11 protein-coding genes are annotated in these 20,657 nt (G+C 51.2%); 8 read left to right on the forward strand and 3 right to left on the reverse strand.

Going from position 1 to position 20,657, the window contains the following annotated elements; translation table 11 throughout:
• Positions 1-12: 12 nt before the first annotated feature.
• Together DEF47_RS08760 and DEF47_RS08765 are read right to left on the reverse strand one after the other, a co-directional pair.
• Positions 13-1,527, reverse strand: a complete 1,515-nt coding sequence (locus DEF47_RS08760; protein ID WP_012189650.1) for a condensation domain-containing protein — start codon at positions 1,525-1,527, stop codon at positions 13-15.
• Between the two features lie 12 nt (positions 1,528-1,539).
• Positions 1,540-10,002 (reverse strand): non-ribosomal peptide synthetase, encoded by an 8,463-nt coding sequence (locus tag DEF47_RS08765; RefSeq protein ID WP_012189651.1) that lies wholly within the window; start codon positions 10,000-10,002, stop codon positions 1,540-1,542.
• A gap of 169 nt (positions 10,003-10,171) precedes the next feature.
• Between DEF47_RS08765 and DEF47_RS08770 the strand changes: the two genes are divergently transcribed.
• From DEF47_RS08770 to DEF47_RS08805, 8 genes are all read left to right on the forward strand, one after another.
• On the forward strand, positions 10,172-10,387 hold the full coding sequence (locus DEF47_RS08770; protein ID WP_012189652.1) for an MbtH family protein: 216 nt from the start codon (positions 10,172-10,174) through the stop codon (positions 10,385-10,387).
• Positions 10,388-10,483: 96 nt separating this feature from the next.
• The gene (locus DEF47_RS08775) at positions 10,484-11,791 is read left to right on the forward strand and encodes an ABC transporter substrate-binding protein (protein ID WP_012189653.1); all 1,308 of its coding nucleotides are present in this window, start codon (positions 10,484-10,486) and stop codon (positions 11,789-11,791) included.
• A 148-nt stretch (positions 11,792-11,939) separates the two neighbouring features.
• Positions 11,940-13,115 carry a FecCD family ABC transporter permease gene (locus tag DEF47_RS08780; protein WP_012189654.1) on the forward strand — a complete coding sequence of 392 codons (1,176 nt, stop codon included), beginning with the start codon at positions 11,940-11,942 and terminating at the stop codon, positions 13,113-13,115.
• Positions 13,106-14,104, forward strand: a complete 999-nt coding sequence (locus DEF47_RS08785) for an ABC transporter ATP-binding protein (RefSeq protein ID WP_502697249.1) — start codon at positions 13,106-13,108, stop codon at positions 14,102-14,104. The genes DEF47_RS08780 and DEF47_RS08785 overlap by 10 nt, the downstream gene beginning before the upstream one ends.
• A gap of 82 nt (positions 14,105-14,186) precedes the next feature.
• A complete protein-coding gene (locus tag DEF47_RS08790; protein ID WP_012189656.1) occupies positions 14,187-15,128 on the forward strand; it encodes a Crp/Fnr family transcriptional regulator in 942 nt (313 codons plus the stop codon).
• 302 nt (positions 15,129-15,430) lie between these two features.
• Complete coding sequence (locus DEF47_RS08795) at positions 15,431-18,049, forward strand: ATP-binding protein (protein ID WP_012189657.1); 2,619 nt, start codon at positions 15,431-15,433, stop codon at positions 18,047-18,049.
• 81 nt (positions 18,050-18,130) lie between these two features.
• Positions 18,131-18,769 (forward strand): chloramphenicol acetyltransferase, encoded by a 639-nt coding sequence (locus DEF47_RS08800; RefSeq protein ID WP_012189658.1) that lies wholly within the window; start codon positions 18,131-18,133, stop codon positions 18,767-18,769.
• Between the two features lie 141 nt (positions 18,770-18,910).
• Entirely contained in the window at positions 18,911-19,588 is a 678-nt protein-coding gene (locus DEF47_RS08805; protein ID WP_012189659.1) for a hypothetical protein, read from the forward strand.
• Between the two features lie 78 nt (positions 19,589-19,666).
• Here DEF47_RS08805 and DEF47_RS08810 read toward each other — a convergent pair whose 3' ends face one another.
• Positions 19,667-20,647, reverse strand: a complete 981-nt coding sequence (locus DEF47_RS08810) for an ABC transporter permease subunit (RefSeq protein ID WP_012189660.1) — start codon at positions 20,645-20,647, stop codon at positions 19,667-19,669.
• Positions 20,648-20,657 lie beyond the last annotated feature (10 nt).

The raw sequence follows: 20,657 nt of genomic DNA on the forward strand, positions 1-20,657 counted from the left end.
ACAATCATCCTTCTATTGGGTTGGCTCGGTGCTCGACCGTCGCCGATTCAGGATTAATTTGGAACGATTTGCTGCCTTGCGTTGCTCCAGCCGTTGCTGTTGAAGCTCGCGCTCGTGGCTTTGGCAACGCTGCACCGCAACCGCAAGCGTGATCGTCGGTTCAAGCACGATCAACTGAAGCACCAGCTGATAGCGCTCAAGTAATTGCTGCATGCGCTGCGCTGCGAAAATATCGGTGTTGTAATCAAGGGTTCCCGCTAAGCCTGCATGCTCTTCCCAAAGATTGATCAGCAAATCAAATTTGGCAGTGTGCGGATCAAGATCCATGCGTTCAAGCTGCACACCTGCTAGTTGTAAGTTGGGCAAGGGCGTGTTTTGCAACACAAATTTGACCTGAAACAACGGCGTGCGGCTGGGGTCGTGGGCAACGTTCAACCATTCGACAACTTGATCGAATGGCACATGTTGGTGGTCAAAGGCCGCTAATGTGAGCTGGCGGGTTTGTTGTAGGCTTGCTTGGAACGATTGATGCGGCTGAACTTGTTGACGTAGCACCAATTGATTAATGAAAAAGCCGATCAATTGATGGGTCTCAGGCTGTTGTCGCCCTGCAACATCAGTGCCAACCACTAAATCAGTTTGCTCACTTAGCCAGTGTAAAAGCCAATAAAATGCCGTTAGCAAACTCATAAATAAGGTTGCGCTCTGGCTTTGACTAAGTTGCTTGAGTTGTTCGACCAACTCCCTCGGCAAGCGCCAAGCGATTTGTGCCCCCTGAAACGATTGAACAGCAGGTCGAGGATAGTCGGTTGGCAAGGCCAGAGTTGGTACATCGTGCAAGAGCTTCAGCCAAAAATCACGGCTGCTTTGGGTCAGCGTTGCTGGCTGTTGGGCTTGCCAACAGGCATAATCGCCATAGTGAATTGCCAGCGGAGCAAGGTTTAACGCTGCGCCTGTGGCAAAATGCGCATAGGCCAGCGCCAAATCGTGCATCAACACACCTAACGACCAACCATCAGCAATAATGTGATGCAGCATCAACCCTAAAACATGCTGCTCTGGAGCACAGCGCCACAACGCGGCACGCCATAACGGCGCGTGCTGCAAATCAAATGGTTGTCGGGCATAGTGGCGTAACTGAGTTTCAAGCTGGGTTTGATCAAGCTCAACCAACCCCAATTCTACCTGCCAAGGCTCGTGAATCTGTTGATATGCACCTTGGTTGTCAGGCTGAATGCTGGTGCGTAGCACTTCATGGCGTTGGAGCAACCAACTCAGGCTCGTCGCCAAAGCAGCACGATCCAACGAACCGTTGATCATCAGCAAACAGGGCATGATGTAGGTAGCCTGGCCTGGCCGCATTTGCTCAACCAGCCAAAGCCGTTGCTGTGCCAACGATAACGGCACCATTTGCGCAGGATCACGCGGCGTAATCGCTGGCGTTGCTTGGCGTTGCAAGCGTAATTGTTCAAGCAAGGCGCGTTTTTCGGGCGAAAGCTGCGCCAAGCGTTGCTGGAGAGCATCCATGGGTGAGCCTCGCTAAAAATCAGCCAATAAACGGGCACGCGCCTCGTCATCACTCAATTGATCAAGCTCATCAAGCAGGGCCGCTAGTTCAGCAGTTTGACCCTGATCAGCTTGCAACTGCTCGATCAAGGTTGCCAAGCTCGCCACCGTGGCCGCATTGAACAATTGCGCCAACGGCAGATCAACAAAAAAGCGCTGGCGAAATTGAATAATCAGTTGGGTCGCCAGCAGCGAGTGGCCGCCCAGCGCGAAGAAATCATCGTGGATGCCAACTTGTGCAATCCCAAACACCTGTGCCCAAATCGCACACAATTCCGTTTGTAAGCCAGTCGTTGGCGCAACATAGCCGTGAGTTTCAGGTACAAGTGCCTGATCAGGCGCAGGCAGGTTGCGGCGATCAAGTTTGCCATTGGCAGTCAGCGGCAGCGCATCCAAACGCTGATAGCTACGCGGCAGCATATAAACTGGCAGCTGTTGGCTCAGTTGTTGTTGCACTTCGGCAGGCTCAAAATGATGATCAGCGACCACATAGGCCACTAATTGCTCATTCCACACCGCAACCGCTGCTTGCTGAATTGTAGACAGCGTTCGCAAGGCGCTTTCAATTTCGCCCAGCTCAATTCGATGGCCGCGCAGCTTGATTTGCTGATCGCTGCGGCCCAAAAGCTCTAGCGAACCATCGGGCAAATAGCGACCCCGATCGCCAACCTGATACAAGCGAGCACCAGTTTGTTGGCTCCATGGATGCGGAATAAAGCGCTCAGCCGTGAGATTAGGCCGTTGATGATAGCCTCGCGCCAAGCCCAAACCACCAATATATACATCGCCAGGCGTACCAAGCGGCACAGGCTGCAAAGCCTGATCAAGAATATAGATTTCGGTGTTGGCAATTGGTCGCCCAGCGTGGACAGGCGTTTGGCTGAGTGCAGCGGCGGTTGACCAAATCGTGGTCTCGGTTGGTCCATACAAATTCCAGAGGGTCACGCCTGCGCTCAGCAATTGCCCGGCCAAATCGCTGGGCAAGGCTTCGCCGCCAACCAAGGCTTTAAACCCAGTTGGGGCATGCCAGCCTGTTGCCAGCAAAATCCGCCATGTGCTAGGAGTCGCTTGCAACACCGTGATTTGGTGGCTTTGCAGCAATTCGGCCAAGCCAAAACCTTCGGCAGCAGCATTGGCGGGCGCTAGCACCACCGTCGCCCCAACCCACAAGGGCAAGTACAACTCCAAGCCCGCAATATCAAAGGCCACCGTCGTTACTGCCAACAAGCGATCGGTTGGCTGGAGGCTTGGTTGGGTTTGCATCGATTGCAAGAAGTTGCTCAAGGCGGCATGGCTAATGGCTACGCCTTTGGGTTGGCCAGTCGAACCAGATGTATAGAGCACATAGGCACGTTGGCTGGGTTCAATCGCGCTTGCAAGGTTAGCGGTTGAAGTATGTTGTTCATCTGTGTAGCAGACAGGTATTTGAATATCAGCAAATAACGCTGTGAATTGGGGCTGGGTTAGCAAGAGCGCCGCTTGGCTATCAGCGAGCATCCAATTCACACGGGCTGGGGGGTAACTCGGGTCGAGCGGCAAATAGCTAGCACCAGTTTTGAGCACCGCCAACAAACTAATCAATAAATCGCTAGTTCGCTCAACACAAACAGCCACCAGCATTTCGGCTCCGATGCCACGTTGGCGCAGGCTATGCGCTCGTTGGTTGGCTTGTTGATTGAGTTCGGCATAGCTCAACGCTTGATCAGCCGCAACCACGGCTAAAGCATGGGGATGTTGCAGCGCTTGCTGTTCAAAGGCTGTTACCAATGAAGCATAAGCCAATGGCTGCTCGGTTGCATTCCACGCTTGCAATTGCGCCAAATCAGCCGCAGTTAAATGATGGTGCAGATGATGGCCTGCGTTTGGCTCAGCCACCATTGCTGCTAAAACCTGCGCATAGCAATTGCCAATCAAGGTTAATTGCTCAGGAGTTAGCTCGTGCAAATTACCAACCAAATCGATTTGCAATTGCCCAGTGAAGGTATTGAGATTCAACTCGGCAAGCAAGCTAAAGTGGGTTTGGCCAAAGCCTCGTCCGCCGATCACCTCAAGTTGTTTGAGCTGTTGCAGCTGCTCGAACACATGAAAATGGGTATAGTTAAAGACCGTTTCAAACCATGGCTGGCCGCGCCGTTCGCGTTGCAATTCGGCTAAAGGCATTTGGCGATAGGGCATGAGCGCCAATTCAGCCGCAAAGACTTGTTGAATCAGGCTCAGCCAGCTCATCGGAGCTAAGTATTGGCGAAATGGTAGCATATTCAAATGCACCCCAATGGTTTTTTCGCCATCGTGGCGTTCGAGTCGCCCATTAGTTTCGAGGCCACTGATTACCTCGCGTTGACCAGTTACAAGGCTGATCACCTTCATATGCGCCGCCAACAAGACATGTTTTACTGGCACATGGGCTTGGCGAGCCAATTCATGCAATTGCTGCGAAAGCTGGGCCGAGACTGGTACATCAAGCACTGCCACGTCGGGCACGGCACTGGTTGCGGCAGGACGCGGCCAGCGTGGCAATGGCGTATCGCTAGCATCAGCCAAAGCTTCGCGCCAAAACGCTTGCGCCTGCGGATCAGCGAGCACCCGCTGTTCTTGAGCCACAAAATCGCGATACTGCACTAGCGGCGGAGTTGGATCAAGCGGTTGCTGATTGAGCAAGCCATCGTAACGCAGCATCAATTCGGTCAGCAATGAGGCAGTACTCCAGCCATCAAAAATCGTGTCGTGGAAGCTCAGCACCAAATCACAGCTATCGTCACTGGCTCGTTGCACAATAAAGCGAATCAATGGTGCAGTTTGCCAATCGAAGTGGCGCTGCTTTTCTTGTTCAATCCAAGCTGTTTGGCGAGTTTGATAGCCTGCCTCGTCCAAATCGCGCCAATCTTCAATCGTGAGCGGTGCGACGACGTGGCGCTGTACCAATTGCAAGGGCTGGCTAAATCCATGCATATGGAACGAGGTTCGCAGCACGGCATGACGATCGATCAACTGCTGGACTGCTTGACGCAACAAATCGGCATCAAACGCAACACGGATGCGATAGATAAAAATATCGTGATACAGCGGCGTATTTGGCTCAAGCTGGCAGTGAAAAATTACGCCTGCCTGCATTCGCGCCAAAGGATAGGCATCCTCAATATCGGCAGGCAGCAACTGGCGATCAGCGGCGCTGATCAGGCTAAACGGCGCAATCAGTTCAGCTTGATCACTGCTTTGCTCGACCAAGGGAGCCAGCTCAGCAAGCGTTGGGTTGGCAAACAATTGTTGTAAACTGAAGTGCAAGCCTTGTTCAGCAGCCTGCGCTCGCAGTTTGATGCTCAAAATTGAATCACCACCAAGATCGAAGAAATTATCATCAAGCCCAATCGTTGGCACGCCCAAAACGGCGCTCCAAATACTGGCAAGCTGCTGCTCCAAACCAGTGGTCGGCGCACGATAAACCGTTTCAAGCTCAGGGCGTTGCTGATTAATCGCTGGCAAGGCTGCTCGATCAAGTTTGCCATGGCTGGTCAGGGGCAAGCGTTCAAGCAAAAGCAGATGGGCAGGCAGCATATAATCGGGCAGGCGTTGGCGTAAAAATCGGCGCAATGCGCTAATTGTCGTCGGTGCTGGCTCGCTCGCCACAACATACGCCACCAAGCGTTGCTCTAGCGTTGGGGCTTGGCGCTGGGCAGTTTTAATGAATGGGCGTAATTCGTTGAGCGTTGGTTGGCTGGGCTGAGCATCGGCAATTGGCGCAGCAACTTCTAGCTCAGCTACATCAACCACCGCCTCGCGAATCGCTGGATGGGCCAAGAGCGCTGCCCGAATTTCGCCCAATTCAATCCGAAAGCCACGTAATTTGACTTGCTGATCGCTGCGACCTCGATATTCCAGCTCGCCCTGCTGATTCCAGCGTGCGAGATCGCCAGTTTTATACAAGCGCTGGCCAGCGTGGTTGCTCCATGGATGCGGCATAAAGCGCTCAGCCGTCAGATCAGGTCGCCGCAAATAGCCCATTGCCAAACCAGCCCCAGCGATATACAACTCGCCATAAACTCCGGTTGGCACAGGCTGCAAATTCGCATCAAGCACCACGGCCTGTAAATCGGACAAGGGCTGACCAATAACGCTCGAATAGTTCACAGTATCGGCCAAACTTAGCGGACGATAGGTCACATGCACCGTGGTTTCGGTGATGCCATACATATTGACTAAGCGCGGTGTACTATCACCATGGCGCTCAAACCAAGGCCGGAGTGTGGCAACATCCAAAGCCTCGCCACCAAAAATCACCCAGTGCAAGGCTAAATTGACCTGACGTTGTTGATCAACCTGGATCAACTGGCGAAAAGCCGAGGGTGTTTGATTGAGCACCGTTACCCGTTCGCGTTGCAACAGCGCATAAAAATCTTCGGGATTGCGGCTGAGCGCTTGCGGTACAACCACCAAACGCCCGCCATACAACAACGCTCCCCACATTTCCCAGACCGAAAAATCAAAAGCATACGAGTGGAACAGTGTCCACACATCATTGGCATTGAAATTAAAATGCTGCTGACTGCTGCTAAACAAGCGCGTCACATTGGCATGGCTCAGCAGGCTACCCTTTGGCTGGCCAGTCGAGCCAGAGGTATAGATCACATAGGCCAATTGCGTCGGATCAAGCGCTAGTTCAAGGTTGGTTGTTGGTTGATTGTGCCAAGCGTGCTGCTTGAGATCGATCAGCGTGCCGCTAAATTCGGCCAGCCGAGCATCGGCCAACAACAATGCCACATCAGCGTCGGCCAGCATAAATTGCACCCGCTCAGCTGGATACATCGGGTCGATCGGCAGGTAGGCAGCGCCAGTTTTGAGCACTGCCAAAATGCTAAGCACGACCAACGCCGAGCGTTCGAGATACAAGCCAACCAAGCTACCAGCGCCAATCCCATAATCGTGCAAATAGTGCGCCAATTGGTTGGCTTGTTGATTAAGCTGCTGATAGGTCCAATGCTGCTGACCGTCGGTCAGGGCAATCGCGTCAGGTGTTTTGGCAACTTGCGCTTCAAACCATTGGCTTAAGCATCCGGTTTCAAAGGCTTGCGAAGGCACTAAGGCTGGCGTGCTCAAGCTCAATTCACCCATAGGTTGCGGCGTGCTCACCAAAAATTCCAGCGTTTGCTTGAGATGCTGGCTCCATTGCGCGATCGTGGCCGTAGCAAATAAGCCTTGATCGTAATCGATCCGCAGGCCTAAGCCCTGTTCTAGTGGCGCAAAGGTAATGGTTATGTCAAATTGCAAGTCGTTTGGCGCTAGCTCAATGATTTGGGCTTGGTGGTCAGCAAAATACATACTGGTTTGCTCGCGGCCCAGTGCCAAGCCCCCAAGCTCCAAGGCCTGCCCCAGCGGGCTTTGTTGTAACACCACCATCACCCGAATCGGCGGATTGTGGCGGTCGTGCTGCAACGAACGCAAAACCAAATCAAACGGATAAGCTTGATGCTCAAAGGCCGCCAAGACTTGGTTTTGGGTATAAGCCAACAGCTCAGTATTCGCGAGATTCGGCTGATACTGCCAGTTAATCAGCACCGGATTAACGTAGTAGCCAACGCCAGAGCGCGATTGGGCATTGCGCCCCAAGGTTGGGGTAGCCAAAACAAACTGCCGTTGCTGACTATAACGGTTTAGCAGCAGCGCCACACCAGCCAAGAGTGTGCTCAGCAAGGTTTGGGGTTGGGCATTTATTTTGTTCAGCAGACTATTTTCAATCAAATAATGATAGCTGGCAGCCTGGCTTGGCTGGGCATGGCGTGGGTAATCGCTGGGCAATTCAAGCGTTGGCAAGCCCTCAGCAGTTTGCTGTTGCCAAAACTGGTGGGAGGCTTGGCCGGCGGGGCTGGCTAACCAAGCCTGTTGCCAAGCGACATGCTCACGATAATCGGCAGCAGGCGGCAAGTGCCAAGCCCGTTGTTCAGCCAAGGCCTGATACAGTTGCTGCGCTTCGTGGAGCAACACCGCCAACGATTGTAAATCGACAACCGTGTGTTGGGCCAGTAATAACAACACCTGACCTTTGGGGTGCGCGATCAATTGAACCTGCACCAAACGATCGTTGGCTAAATCAAAGGGTTGCTTGGCTTGGGCTTGGAGATAATCGTGAAGTTGGGTGGCATCCCATGCGTTGGCATCAACCAGCCGTACCAGTGATTCAACTTTGGCATGCACCACCCGTTGCACCACTCCGTCAACCTCGACAAAATTGGTGCGCAGCGCCGCATGACGCTCGGCCAAGCTTGCCCATGTTGCGGCGAAGTGCGCTGGATCAAGCGGCTGCTCAAAACGCCAAGCCCGCGCAATCGTATAGGCCGTGCTATTGGGATGCAGCCGATCGAGCGCCCATAAGGCTTGCTCACCAAACGAAACCGCGCTTGGCGCAATTGTTGGAACAACCAAGGTTTGTTCGTGCAATTGCTGGGCTAGCTCATCGGCAAGCTCCAGCAGCGATTGTTGGCCCAACAGTTGCCCAAAACCGACGACTAGCCCAAGATCCTGCTCTAGCTGATATTGCAGGTCAATTGCCGCTAGCGAATCAAGCCCAAGCTGCTGGATCGGCAACGTTACGTCAACTTCAAAACCAAGCTGGCGGCTGAATTGTTGGCGCAAATAAGTGGCGATGGCTGCTGGTTGCTCAGTGGTTGGCAATGCCCTGATCTGCTGAGAATCGAGCGAATCGTGATCGACGCTGGCAACGATCGTTTGGGCAATTGGAGTTAATTCGCCGCCGAGAAATAATTCGCGGCAACGATAGCGCTGAAGTTTGCCGCTTGAGGTGCGTGGCAATTGGCCAGGCCGCAACAACACAATCGCATAGGCTTGCAAGCCATGGGTTTGGGCTAAGCTTTGGCGAATGGCGGCCATAATTGGGGCTGGATCATGCTGACGCTGTTCACGCCGCAACTCCTGCATTAGCACCAATTGCTCAACGCCAGCGACATCGAGGCTGAACGCTGCACAGGCTTGGGGTTGCAAGGCAGGGTGAGCCTGATCAACACTCAATTCTAAATCATGGGCATAATGATTTTGCCCGCGAATGATGATCAGATCGTTCAAGCGCCCGTTGATATACAGCTCGCCATTGCGCAAAAAGCCCAGATCGCCAGTACGCAAAAAGTGCTCGTTGCGCTCGCGTGGTTGGGCGGCAAAGGTTGCCTTGCTCAATTCAGCACTCGCCCAATAGCCGTGGGCGACGCTTGGCCCGCGCAACCAAATTTCGCCAACTGCAGTTTCAGGCAAAACCTCTAGATTCGTAGGATCAACAATTAACAACTCATGCTCGTCGATTACCGTGCCACAACTAATTAATTCTGGCTCAGGCTGAGCCAAGCGGGGCAAATGTGCACCGCTGACCATCAAGGTTGCTTCGGCCATGCCATAGGTTGGGTAAAATGCCGCTGGATCAAAACCAACATCAGCAAAGGTTTCGGCAAATTGACGCAAGACGTTTGGCCGAATTGGCTCAGCACCATTGAAGGCCACTCGCCACGAACGCAAATCTAACGTAGCCCGTTGGGCTGGGGTGATTTTGCGCACACACAATTCATAGGCGAAGTTCGGGCCGCCGCTAGTTGTGGCGCGATAATCGCTGATCGCCTGCAACCAACGCCATGGTTGCTGCAAAAAAGCCACAGGCGACATCAAAACCACTGGAAACCGGCTATACAATGGCTGCAAAATTCCGCCAATCAAACCCATGTCATGGTAAGGTGGCAGCCAAATCACCCCTTGACTGGTCGCATCATGCCCAAACCGCTGCTGAATCTGCGCCAAATTGGCCAGCAAATTACCATGGCTGACCATCACACCTTTGGGCTGGCCAGTTGAGCCAGAGGTATATTGCAAAAAAGCTAAGTTATGGGTTTCAAGTTGTGGCACTTGCCACGCTCCAGCATCAACTTTCTCATCGCAGATTAGCCATTGGAGTGCTTGCAATTGCGGTGCGACAGCCAGCAACCGCTCAATTTGGCTGACAAACTGCCGATCAATCAGCGCAAAGCGTGGTGTGGCATTGGCAACAACTGCCAACAAACGCGGTAAATGGCGCTCAAGCTGTTGCAATTTTGGCGGATACAATGGTACAGCAATCGCCCCCGCATACAAACAGCCCAAAAAACTCACAATATAGTCAAGGCCTGGGTCATTGAGTAATACAACCCGTTCGCCCTGCGCATTCAGCGCTTGCAAACGAACCGCCACCTGCCGCGCCCGCCGATCCAGCTCGGCATAGCTTAAATCTTCGGTTGCGAATTGACCATTTAAAAACCGATACGCCTGCTGTTCAGGCGCTTCCAATGCGTTCAAACGCAGCACATCCACCAGCGTTGTAGCCGGAGGGAGATTCGCATGCTCTAACACAGACACTATCGCTTTCTGAAATCTATCATTCTGGAAGCATAGGGGAGGCTTCCTAAAATACACACCTCGTCCAAGCGAGCATTCTAAACAGGTTTGAGGCCTAATGCAGTCGCAAATCAAACAATATTCTTGTCATATATCACACCAATATTTGGTGCTTAATCAGACAACATTATTTCTTGAGGTTTTCTATACTTAGTGATTGTGATCCATTTTCAAGGGGGTATGCCACGTGCAAACAACAGATGACGATACAACAATCTATAACGTTGTGATCAATCACGAAGAACAATACTCTATCTGGCCTGCCGAACGCGAAAACCCGCTGGGCTGGAGTAATGTTGGAGTGAGCGGCAATAAACAAACCTGTTTAGATCACATTAAAGCGGTTTGGACTGATATGCGGCCATTAAGTTTACGCCAAGCGCTAGCCAACCAATCGGCTTAGCCCTGATTTAACTTAATGTTTTGGCAATACGTGTAGCATCATCCCCCAGCATGCTACACGTATTGCTGTTGTAGTATAGATTTTGCGAGGAACCCAATGTTTAAGCAGCGAATGATCGCCTTATTTGTGGTAGCAGGCTTGATTAGCGCTTGTGGCACTCAAACTACACCAACCACAAATCCAACTAGCCCTGCTGCGCCTGTTAGTAGCACACCAACTGTTGTAGCTGAAGCGAGTGCTGTGCCAGCAGCAACAACCCCAGCAACCAGCGCACCCAGCCCAAGTGCCTGTGTTAGCAATTACGATAGCGCAACCGATTACTTCAGCTCCAAAACTAGCCCAAGCTATGCCAAAGAGTGGACGGTTGAGTATGCTAAGCATTACAAAGTTGTCACGGTTGATCTGGATACTGACCCAGTTAAAACCGATTTTGATCGCTATATCTTGGTGCAGTGTGGCACACCAGCGCCCGTACTTGAAGGCGATTTAGCCAATGCCATGGTCGTAACCATCCCAATTACCCGAGTGTGGGAAGGTGGTAGCAGCACCTTTGCCGCTATGGATGCCTTGGGCGTGGTCGATAGCTTGAGCGGTGTGGTTGGCTCGATGACTGGGAGTGCCAACGAGTATCTGCCTTCGATTGCAGCCCAAGTTGCCAAAGCTAGTGTGATCAAAGAAGCCAGCTATGGCGAAGATCTCGAATTAATCGCTGCTGGCAAGCCCGATATCTACCTCAACACCAATGGCCGCGAATGGATGACCAACGCTCGCCAAGTAGGTATTCCAGCACTACACTACTCACCATTCTCCGAATCACCACTTGGCTCGGCTGAGCAAGTTAAATTCTTAGCGTTGTTCTACAACCTCGAAGCCAAAGCTGACGCGATTTTTACACCAATCGAGCGTGAATATTTGGCACTACGCGAAAAAGCTCAAGCAGCAACCAACAAACCAAGCGTGCTTATTGGCAATGTAACCCAAGATGGTCGCTTTGGCACACGCAACCTTGATCGGTTAGAATCAGTGTTGATGCGTGACGCAGGCGGCGAATTAGTGTTGACTGATACCGAATTGAATCTTGGCGGCGGTAGCACTGGCTTTAGCAGCAGTATCGATCTCGAAAAAGCAATTGAAATTGGCGCAAATGCTGATTTCTGGTTCAACTTGGTTTATGTTCCCAGCGACAATACTGCCAGTGAATTTATTGCCACGAACCCATTAAACGCCAGCTTTAGCGCCTTACAAAAGGGTAATAGTTTCCATCGTTTTGGCCGTGCCGAGGATTACTTTAGCAATGGTGCGGTCTATGTTGATCAACTGCTTGCTGATGCAGTCAGTATATTGCACCCCGAACTTTTGCCCGATCACGAATTAGTCTTTCTCAAACGGATTCCTGGCGAGTAATGTATGTGCTCATTCTTCCCGCCGAGCGAGGAGAAAACCCGCCATGATGAACCGAAGGGACTCTCTCTCGCCCGCCGCAGTGGGCGAGAGGTTGGGGTGAGAGCATGAATTTCGAAATAGAGCTAGATTCAAGCGAAAGTTCCAAGCAATGCAAAAGCAACAACTCAGATTAGCCCAGCCTGAGCCAAAACCAGCAGAAGCGTCACCGCCAAAAAGTCGTTTTGCCAACCATATTGCAGCTTTGCAAACTCAGCCAAGCCAAGCAGCTAGCCGCTGGCAGCCAAGCTCGAAGCGACGCAATATCTGGCTATTCGGGCTATTAATTGTGCTCAGCATGGTTGGAGTAGTGCTTTCGCTCACTTGGTCGTCGGTCGATATTCCGCTGAGCAGCGTGGCCGATATTCTGCTTGGGCGGCCAACTGCTCAGCCAGCGTGGCGTACAATCATTGTTGATATTCGTTTGCCACGCATTATTACCGCGATCTTAGTTGGCATGGCGCTTGGCTTGGCAGGCTTGCAACTTCAAACTATCTTTCGAAATCCCTTGGCTGAGCCGTTTACCTTAGGCGTTTCATCAGGTGCAAGCCTTGGTGTGGCCTTGGTTATTCTGCTAGCTCCTTCGAGTGGCATTAGTTTTGCCGCGCTTGGCAGCAATGTTTTCGGCAATTTAGGCACAGTTGGTAGCGCGATTGTTGGTGGCTTGAGTGTGCTTGGAATTATGATGGTGGTTGCAAGTCGGGTGCGCGATATGACGATCATCCTGCTGTTGGGGGTGATTCTGAGTGCTATGACCTATGCATTGGTGACCGTGTTAATTTTCTTTGCCAACGAAAGCCAAACCCGCGCCTTTGTCGAATGGCAACTTGGCAGTTTTACACGGGTACGTTGGGGCGAATTACGCTATTTTGTGCCGGTAACCGTGATTGGAGCCTTAATTGCATGCCTCACCACCAAACATCTCAATGCGCTGTTGCTTGGTGAGCATTATGCCCAAAGCTCAGGCATCAATGTGCAGCGGGCACGCTGGATTATTATGGGTAGCGCTTCGATTATGGCTGGCACAGTCGTCGCCTACGCTGGGCCAATCGGCTTTGTGGGTATCGCAATCCCACACCTTGCTCGCGGTTTGTTCAAAACCTCAGATCATCGGGTGCTCGTGCCTGCAACCATCCTCACCGGAATTCCGTTTGCCCTTGCTTGCGGAATTTTGGCTGAAGTGCCGAGCAGCTCGCTGCAACTACCAATTGATGCAGCAACTTCGCTGTTTGGCGCACCAGTTGCCGCGTGGGTATTATTGCGCATGAAACGTGGAGCATGGATGTGAACCAGCCAGTTTTAGCAACCGACAACTTGAGTGTTGGCTACCACCAACGCCGTGGTCAAAGCCGTAGCGTTTTGCAAAACCTCAATTTAAGCCTTGCCAAGGGCGAATTCGTATGTTTGCTTGGAGCGAATGGCGCAGGTAAATCGACATTAATTCGTACCCTAACCCACATGCAAGCGCCAATCAGCGGCAGCGTTACAATCAATCAACAACCGCTCCATCACCTGAGCAAGGCCCAATTAGCCAAACAACTGAGCGTAGTACTGACTGATCGGTTGCAAGTCAGCAATTTGACTGGCTATGAACTAGTAAGCCTTGGGCGCATGCCGTATACCAACTTGTTTGGCAGCCTCAACCAACACGATCATCAGGTAGTTCGCTGGGCTTTACATGCAACCAACTCTGATGATTTGGCTCAACGTTTGCTCAACGAAATGAGCGATGGTGAGCGCCAACGGATTATGATTGCCCGCGCCTTGGCCCAAGAGCCAGCCGTGATGATTCTCGATGAGCCAACCGCTTTTCTCGATTTGCCTCGGCGGGTCGAAATTACCAGTTTGTTGCGCAAACTAGCCCACGAAACTGGCTTATCCGTGGTTATGTCTACTCACGATCTTGATTTGGCGATTGGCAGCGCTGATCGGTTGTGGCTAGTTTTCGATGATGGCAGCATAGAATGTGGAACCCCTGAAGATTTGATTTTAGATGGTCGGTTGGCCCAAACCTTCCGCAAAAGCCAATTGCAATTTGATCAACAACGCGGCGGCTTTCGCGCCCAAACCCAGCCAATTGGCCAGGTTCGGCTGAGTGCCAACGGCTTGCATGGCCAATGGATGCAGCATGCCCTAGAACGAGCAGGCTATCACGTGCTGAATGCAAAACAGGCTGATTGCCCACATATTCAGCAGCTTGAAAACGATTGCTGGCAAGTTGAACACCAGCCATGCGCCAACATTGACCAAGTGTTGGCTTATTTAGGCAACATTTAACTACTCATCACGAAAACTATTTTGACAAGTAGGCGATATTTGATATATTGTATCAATAATTATGTGGTGAGTAATCAAAACTATGCTGAAAGTGCTTCTCATCAGCAGCGATCTACCGGATCAAGCTCTGCTTGGCCAGTTGCTGGATGCTGGATATCGATTGAGTTTGTTGCGGCTTGAGCAACTAGCTAAGCAAACAACCATCGCCGATCAAAGCCTCTTGGTCGGCTGTTTTACCAATGAGGATGAATTAGCGCAACTCACCGAAAACTTGGGCAGTCAAGAGCCACTATGGTGGGGCTGGAATCAGAGTAACTATCCGCATTTAACCTTGAAGGCCTATGAAGCTGGCGCTCGTCATGTGATTACCAACGACGCAAACGCTAGCCAAATCATCCAAAACTTAAATGCGCTGCACGTCAGCCAACTTCATCAGCAAACTACCCGCGGTCGAGAGCAGCAGTATCCACGTGGGGCAATGGTGCATTTACAAGCCGATCAAGCCTTATTGATTGAAACTGGAATTTTGAGCTTGCAAGTCAATCATCCTGATGGCTCGAACGTGCTTCTAGGTTTGTTCGGGCCAAACCAATTAGTCTGTGGCCATCCACACGATGGCTGTGCGATCTATCTGCAAGCGCATACCCCGATTAGCGCTCAGCTCTTGCCGTGGCAACGGGTCTTGAGTGAGCCTTCGTTGATCGAACGATTACGCATGCGGCTGCAACTAATGGAAGCGTGGGCTTCGTGCCAAGCCCATCCTTACCTTGATCAACGAGTTTTAGGCATTTTGAATTTGTTGGCCGAGCAATTTGGCAAACAGCATAACCAGGGCTTATTGATTGACGTGCGGATTACCCATGAACAACTAGCCTCAGCGGTTGGCTCAACCCGCGCAACGATCTCACGGATTATCCGCGATTTGCGCACACGAAGTATGCTTGATAGCCACTTCAGCGGCAGTAATGAGCGTTTTTGGCTCCCAATCGTGCCCCACTATCATCACACCCATCCCTTTGCTTAATGTAGATTAGACTTAGGTTGGATACTATATTCAGCGCCGCTATGGGAAACAGCTCCCATGGAACGAAATTGTATTTTAGAACACCTCGTTGCAGCCAGAAGCAGTTAAGTTCTTTGGTATTGTATTGGAACCAATAAAGGCATTTTAGCAGCAGCACTGGCAGAAAACCGCAGCCGTGCTACCACTCTTAGCACGGCTGAATCATCGACCCAAAAAACCATGACCTTTGCATCAATCGACAATCAGCGTTAATCTGCTACGATCAGCGTGAAGTGGGCAATTCCAGCGACGAGGAAGTGACGATGACTCAAATCGCAGTTAATTCACCAGCGGCTTTTGGCAAGCAATTGCGCTTGTTGCGCCGCCGTGCTCGCCTAACCCAAGCCGAATTAGGGATTGCCGTAGGCTATAGCGATGCGCAAATTTGTCGGCTTGAAACAGGCCGCCGTCCCCCCGATTTAACCACCTTAATTGCGTTATTTTTGCCAGCGCTCGATATCGAGGCGCAATCACACGAGGCTCAGCAGCTTTTAGAATTAGCCGCAAGCGCCCGCGAGGAATTAATCGCTGAGCCAAGCCAGAACAATCATGGTGCACTCAATCAAGCACTGCCAACCTTGGCCAGCCACCTGCCTAGCCCAACCAGCTACTTTTTAGGCCGTGGCGCTGAACAACAACGCATCTTGCAATGGCTGAATAATCCTACAATTCGCTTAATCAGCATTGTGGGCTTGGCGGGCATTGGCAAAACCCAGCTTGGCTTGCAATGTTTGCATCAATTTGCGAGCCAAAGCGAACAGCAGTGTGTTTTTGTTGATCTGGTGACCGCCAATGACCCTGAATCGATGGTTCAGGCGATCAACAAGGCGCTCGAAATCAGCGAAAGCCCCGATGAGCATCCCTTGAGTTTGGCAATTAGTCAGCTTGAGCAGCAACCAAGCTGTTTACTGTTGGATAATTGTGAACAGATTCAGGATGCTAGCCGGGTGATCAGCCTATTGCTCAGCGAAGTACCAACCCTCAAATTAATTATTACCAGCCAAGTAGCCTTGCGTCTCAGTGCCGAACATGTACTACAACTCACGCCCTTGGCCGTGCCCAATTTGTTGGCATTGCCGCCCTTAGCTGAATTAGCCCAAATCGAAGCTATGGCTTTGTTATTGGCCCGTTTGCAAGTGCATAACCCCAAACTTGAATTGACCGCGAAAAATGCGTTGGCGCTTGCTGCCTTGTGTGTACGCGTCGATGGTGTACCGTTGGCGCTAGAGTTAGTTGCTGCTTCAGGCCGTTTGTTCGACCCCGAAGCCTTGTTGAGCGAATTGGCCAGCCATTTTTTGAGCATGCGACGGCGGGGCCGCGATTTACCGTCGCGCCACTACTCAGTCACAACCGCACTGACATGGAGTTATCAACAGCTTGATTCAGCTAGCCAACGTTTGTTTGAGCGGTTGAGCGTATTCGTTAGCGGTTGGACGGTCGAGGCGGCCTTGGCGGTTTGTGGCCCAGAATACCAACGCCATGAGCTGATTGAACAATTAAATGTGCTGCTTGATCATAGCCTGATTCAACAACAAACCAACGATGATTCGACGCGAATGAGTATGTTGACGATGGTACGGACGTTTGCTCAAGAGCAAGCCAACAAGCATGCTGAACATGATTTGCTCAAGAGCCGCATGCTCGATTATTTGATTGAACTAGCCCAGCAAGCCGAGCAACCACTGCGTTCAGGCAATAACCAAGCTATGTGGATTCAGCGGTTAGAGGCTGAGCACGATAATATTCGGGCTGGCTTAAATTGGGCTTGGCAACACAATGCCCATCAACGCGGCATTCAGTTGGTTGGCTATGTATGGCGTTTTTGGTATATGCGCGGCTATTTACGTGAAGGTCGGCGTTGGTTTGAAAACCTACTGATCAGCCATGAACCAACTGCTGACGTTGATTTTGCCCGAGCACTCGATGGGGTCGGCATTTTGGCTTGGAGACAAAGCGATTATCAGCAAGCTGAACAATGGTATCAGCAAGCCCTTGCCATCTACCAAACCACCCAACACACCGCTGGCCAGGCGCAAGTTTTGGGTCATCTGGGCTTAGTGGCGATGGATACCGGAGCCTATGCCCAAGCAGCGGCCTACTACGAACAAAGTTTACCGCTCTATCAAGCCGTTGAGGATCAATCCGGAGTGGTTGCCACATTGCACAATCTCGGCAATCTCTATTGCCAACAATCAGAAAATCAACGGGCAAGCCAACTCTATCAAGAATGCTTACAGATCTATCAGGAGATGGGTGATCAATCGGGAGTGGCATTAATTGCCTTGGGTTTGGGGGTGATCGCCCGTGATGAACAACGTTTAGATGCAGCGCAAGCCTCGTTTGAACAAAGCCTCAGCTTGGCGCGTGAGTTGGGCGATGATTGGAATGAAGCGACGGCCTTAATCAATCTTGGTAACATCGCGATTGATACCAGCCAGCCCAAACTTGGCTTGGAGCATTATCAAACCGCCAAACAGATTTTCGAGCGTTTAGGCGATCAGCAATCATTGTGTCTGATCGAAAACCGAATTTCTAATGCTCACTGGCTGCTGGGCGACTATGCCCAAGCCCAAGCTGGCTACCGTCAATGCCTCATGTTAGCCCATGCAATCGGCTTTGATGGCGGAATTATTGAAGGTTTAGAAGGACTAGCCCATTGCTTGAGCCAAACATTGCCAACGACTGCCGCCCAACTCATGGCCTACGCCGCCCAGATGCGTAGCACCAAAGGCTACCCAATTATTCCTGCCGATGAAGCTGGTTACAACCAAATTGGGCAAGAAATTCAGGCCCATTTAAGCACCACCGCATGGCAACAGGCCTACCAGCAAGGCCAACAGCTGAGTTTGCAACGAGCAGTAAGTTTGGCGCTGGCCAATTGATCCACGGCCTACATCAAAAGGGGGATTGACGCGACCATGCAGTTGGCTATACTAGGCCACAGCTTCGTTTAGAGGAACCATATGCGCACAATTGATCTTGCAACATGGCCGCGTCGTCAACATTTTAGCTTCTATCAAGGCATGACCTACCCACATTTTAGTTTATGTGCCAATGTCGATATTCAAATTTGGTATCAAGCAATTAAGGCTCGCCAAGCGCGTTTAAGCACCAGCCTTACCTATGTATTTGCCCGCGCCGCCAACGAACAAGTGGCCTTTCGTTGGCGAATTCGGGGTGATAATGTGGTTGAGCATGATCGGGTTGATCCTTCGCCAACCGTCTTGCTCGACGACGATCTCTTTAGCTTTTGTGTGATTCCCTATCGGGCGGATTATCATGCATTTTCAGCCTTAGCCGAAGCCAAAGTCGCTGAAGTCAAAGCCAACCCAACCATCACCGACGAGCCAGGCCAAGATAATTTGTTGTATATGACCAGCATTCCGTGGGTCAGCTTCACTAGCATGATGCACCCGATCCATCTCAACCCAATCGATTCAGTTCCGCGCATTTCGTGGGGCAAACACACGCTTGAAGGCCAGCGCCGCTTGATGCCGGTGGCGGTACAAGTCCATCATGGCCTGATGGATGGCTTGCATATTGGGCGTTTCTATGAGCGAGTTCAGGCAATTCTCGATCATCCTGAGGATTTTTTGGGCTAAGTTTGTACACCAAGCAGCTAAAATAGTGCTTAATCATCCTTTTTACATCCATTTCGATCGATTAGAATCAATAGGTGTGTAGATAGGTGCAACGCTTGCACTGGCAATTGTAAGCGTTGCTAGCACTGTGAGGTTTGGCATATGCTACCTATTCAATGGCCGAGCACGCGACGATGGGGCATAGTTTTGGGAGTTTTGCTAGCGTTTTGGCCAAGTTTCGCCTTGGCTTGTACCCAACCGATTGGTGGGCATCCCCGTTATACTGCGACTGAGCATACCAATGCCGCCGCCATCGTTTTAGAAGGTGTCGTGATTGATGGAAAAGTCAACAATAATCCTGGCTCGCTCATTAACCTGGCAACTATCCAAGTATCTCAATACTTTAAAGGAATTGGACCTGAAATCGTTACCGTTGAAGGGTTTGGTTCAATCACAATGTGCCTTAGCCAAGTTGAAATCGGTGATCATTTGATCTTCTATATCTATGTTGGAGCAAACAGTCAGTGGCATGCCCATTATATGAGTGCTGGCGATGCTGTAGCAAGGCCAATACCTTCAATTAGGGCCGAAATTATCGCCGCAGTGGGCAGCCCACCAGTCGCACCATTGCCCTCAACGCCTGGACCGCTTGATCCAACCTCAATTCCAATCACGACCCCTGCTGATCCATCAACAATTGTAGTGCCAACACCACAATTGCCCATTGAACTTCCAGCGACCAGCCAAGCAGGTTTACCATTAATCTGGTGGGTTTTGCTAGGCCTCAGTTGCTTAGCCGGTGGCATTTGGTTGCGTCAACACTATCTTAAATCAAGCTAAACTCATCGCCAGCCCAACGCTGAATAGCAACGTTGGGCTGGCGGCGGTTCGCACCAAATTAATCGCGTATGGTTGAGATTACAGCTCTTTTTTACGTCGAGCAAAGCCACTTTGGATACCAATAAAGATCAACGTCAGCGCACCGACGCAAATCCGAGTCCACCACGAACTAAGCGTACCATTGTATTGCAGGATCGAGATAATTGTCCCTTCGATCAGGATTCCAAACAACGTACCGATAACACTACCAACCCCGCCCGTAAGTAGCGTACCACCCATCACCACTGCTGCAATGACATCCAATTCAACACCAGTAGCAAACTGCCCATAGCCCGCCAGCAACGAGATACTGAACACAATTCCGGCGAGGGCTGAGCAAAAGCCGTTGAAGCCATAGACCATAATTTTAGTACGCCCAACCGGAAATCCCATCAGGCCCGCCGACTGCTCATTGTTCCCGAGCGCATACATAATCCGGCCAAAACGGGTAAAGTAAGCCAGATAAATCGCTACCAAGAGCAGCAGCGGGCCAACCAGCGTGGGAATATAGATATAGGCTTTTTCAAAAAATGGCATATAGATCGGGGTGAGTGCAAGGTATTTATAGAACGGATCAGTAATCGTCACCGATGTCAGACTAATGATATAGGCCAGACCACGGGCGAAAAATAGGCCCATCAGGGTAACGATGAACGGCTGCACTTTAAAAAAATGAATGATGCTGCCCAACCCCAACCCGATCGCTGTGCCCATCACCAGCATCAGCGGTATGACAAAGGCCGCGCTGAAGCCTATTTTGAGCAAGGCAGCCGATGCCGCCGTCGTCAAGGCCAAGACACCGCCAACCGACAGGTCAATCCCTCCGGTCAAAATCACAAAGGTCATGCCAATTCCAATAATTAGCAAAAAGCCGTTGTTGATAAACAGGTTGAAAAATGCCTGAGGCCGTTGCATCGCGGGATACAGCTGTGCGCCAATGATGTAGGCCATAAGAAAGATCGTAATTGTCGTAAGCAGCGGGCCATGCCGCATGACGGAGAGCTTCAGTCGTTGTGTCATGGTGAATCCC

It is taken from the genome of Herpetosiphon sp. (assembly GCF_003512625.1).
Lineage (GTDB): Bacteria > Chloroflexota > Chloroflexia > Chloroflexales > Herpetosiphonaceae > Herpetosiphon > Herpetosiphon aurantiacus.

What these genes read in the sequence shown, in the direction of transcription:
- DEF47_RS08790 (WP_012189656.1), top strand. Translation starts at nt 14,187, where the DNA reads ATGCTGAAAGTGCTTCTCATCAGCAGCGATCTACCGGATCAAGCTCTG.
- DEF47_RS08800 (WP_012189658.1), top strand. Translation starts at nt 18,131, where the DNA reads ATGCGCACAATTGATCTTGCAACATGGCCGCGTCGTCAACATTTTAGC.
- DEF47_RS08775 (WP_012189653.1), top strand. Translation starts at nt 10,484, where the DNA reads ATGTTTAAGCAGCGAATGATCGCCTTATTTGTGGTAGCAGGCTTGATT.
- DEF47_RS08760 (WP_012189650.1), bottom strand. Translation starts at nt 1,527, where the DNA reads ATGGATGCTCTCCAGCAACGCTTGGCGCAGCTTTCGCCCGAAAAACGC.
- DEF47_RS08785 (WP_502697249.1), top strand. Translation starts at nt 13,106, where the DNA reads ATGGATGTGAACCAGCCAGTTTTAGCAACCGACAACTTGAGTGTTGGC.
- DEF47_RS08805 (WP_012189659.1), top strand. Translation starts at nt 18,911, where the DNA reads ATGCTACCTATTCAATGGCCGAGCACGCGACGATGGGGCATAGTTTTG.
- DEF47_RS08810 (WP_012189660.1), bottom strand. Translation starts at nt 20,647, where the DNA reads ATGACACAACGACTGAAGCTCTCCGTCATGCGGCATGGCCCGCTGCTT.
- DEF47_RS08780 (WP_012189654.1), top strand. Translation starts at nt 11,940, where the DNA reads ATGCAAAAGCAACAACTCAGATTAGCCCAGCCTGAGCCAAAACCAGCA.
- DEF47_RS08795 (WP_012189657.1), top strand. Translation starts at nt 15,431, where the DNA reads ATGACTCAAATCGCAGTTAATTCACCAGCGGCTTTTGGCAAGCAATTG.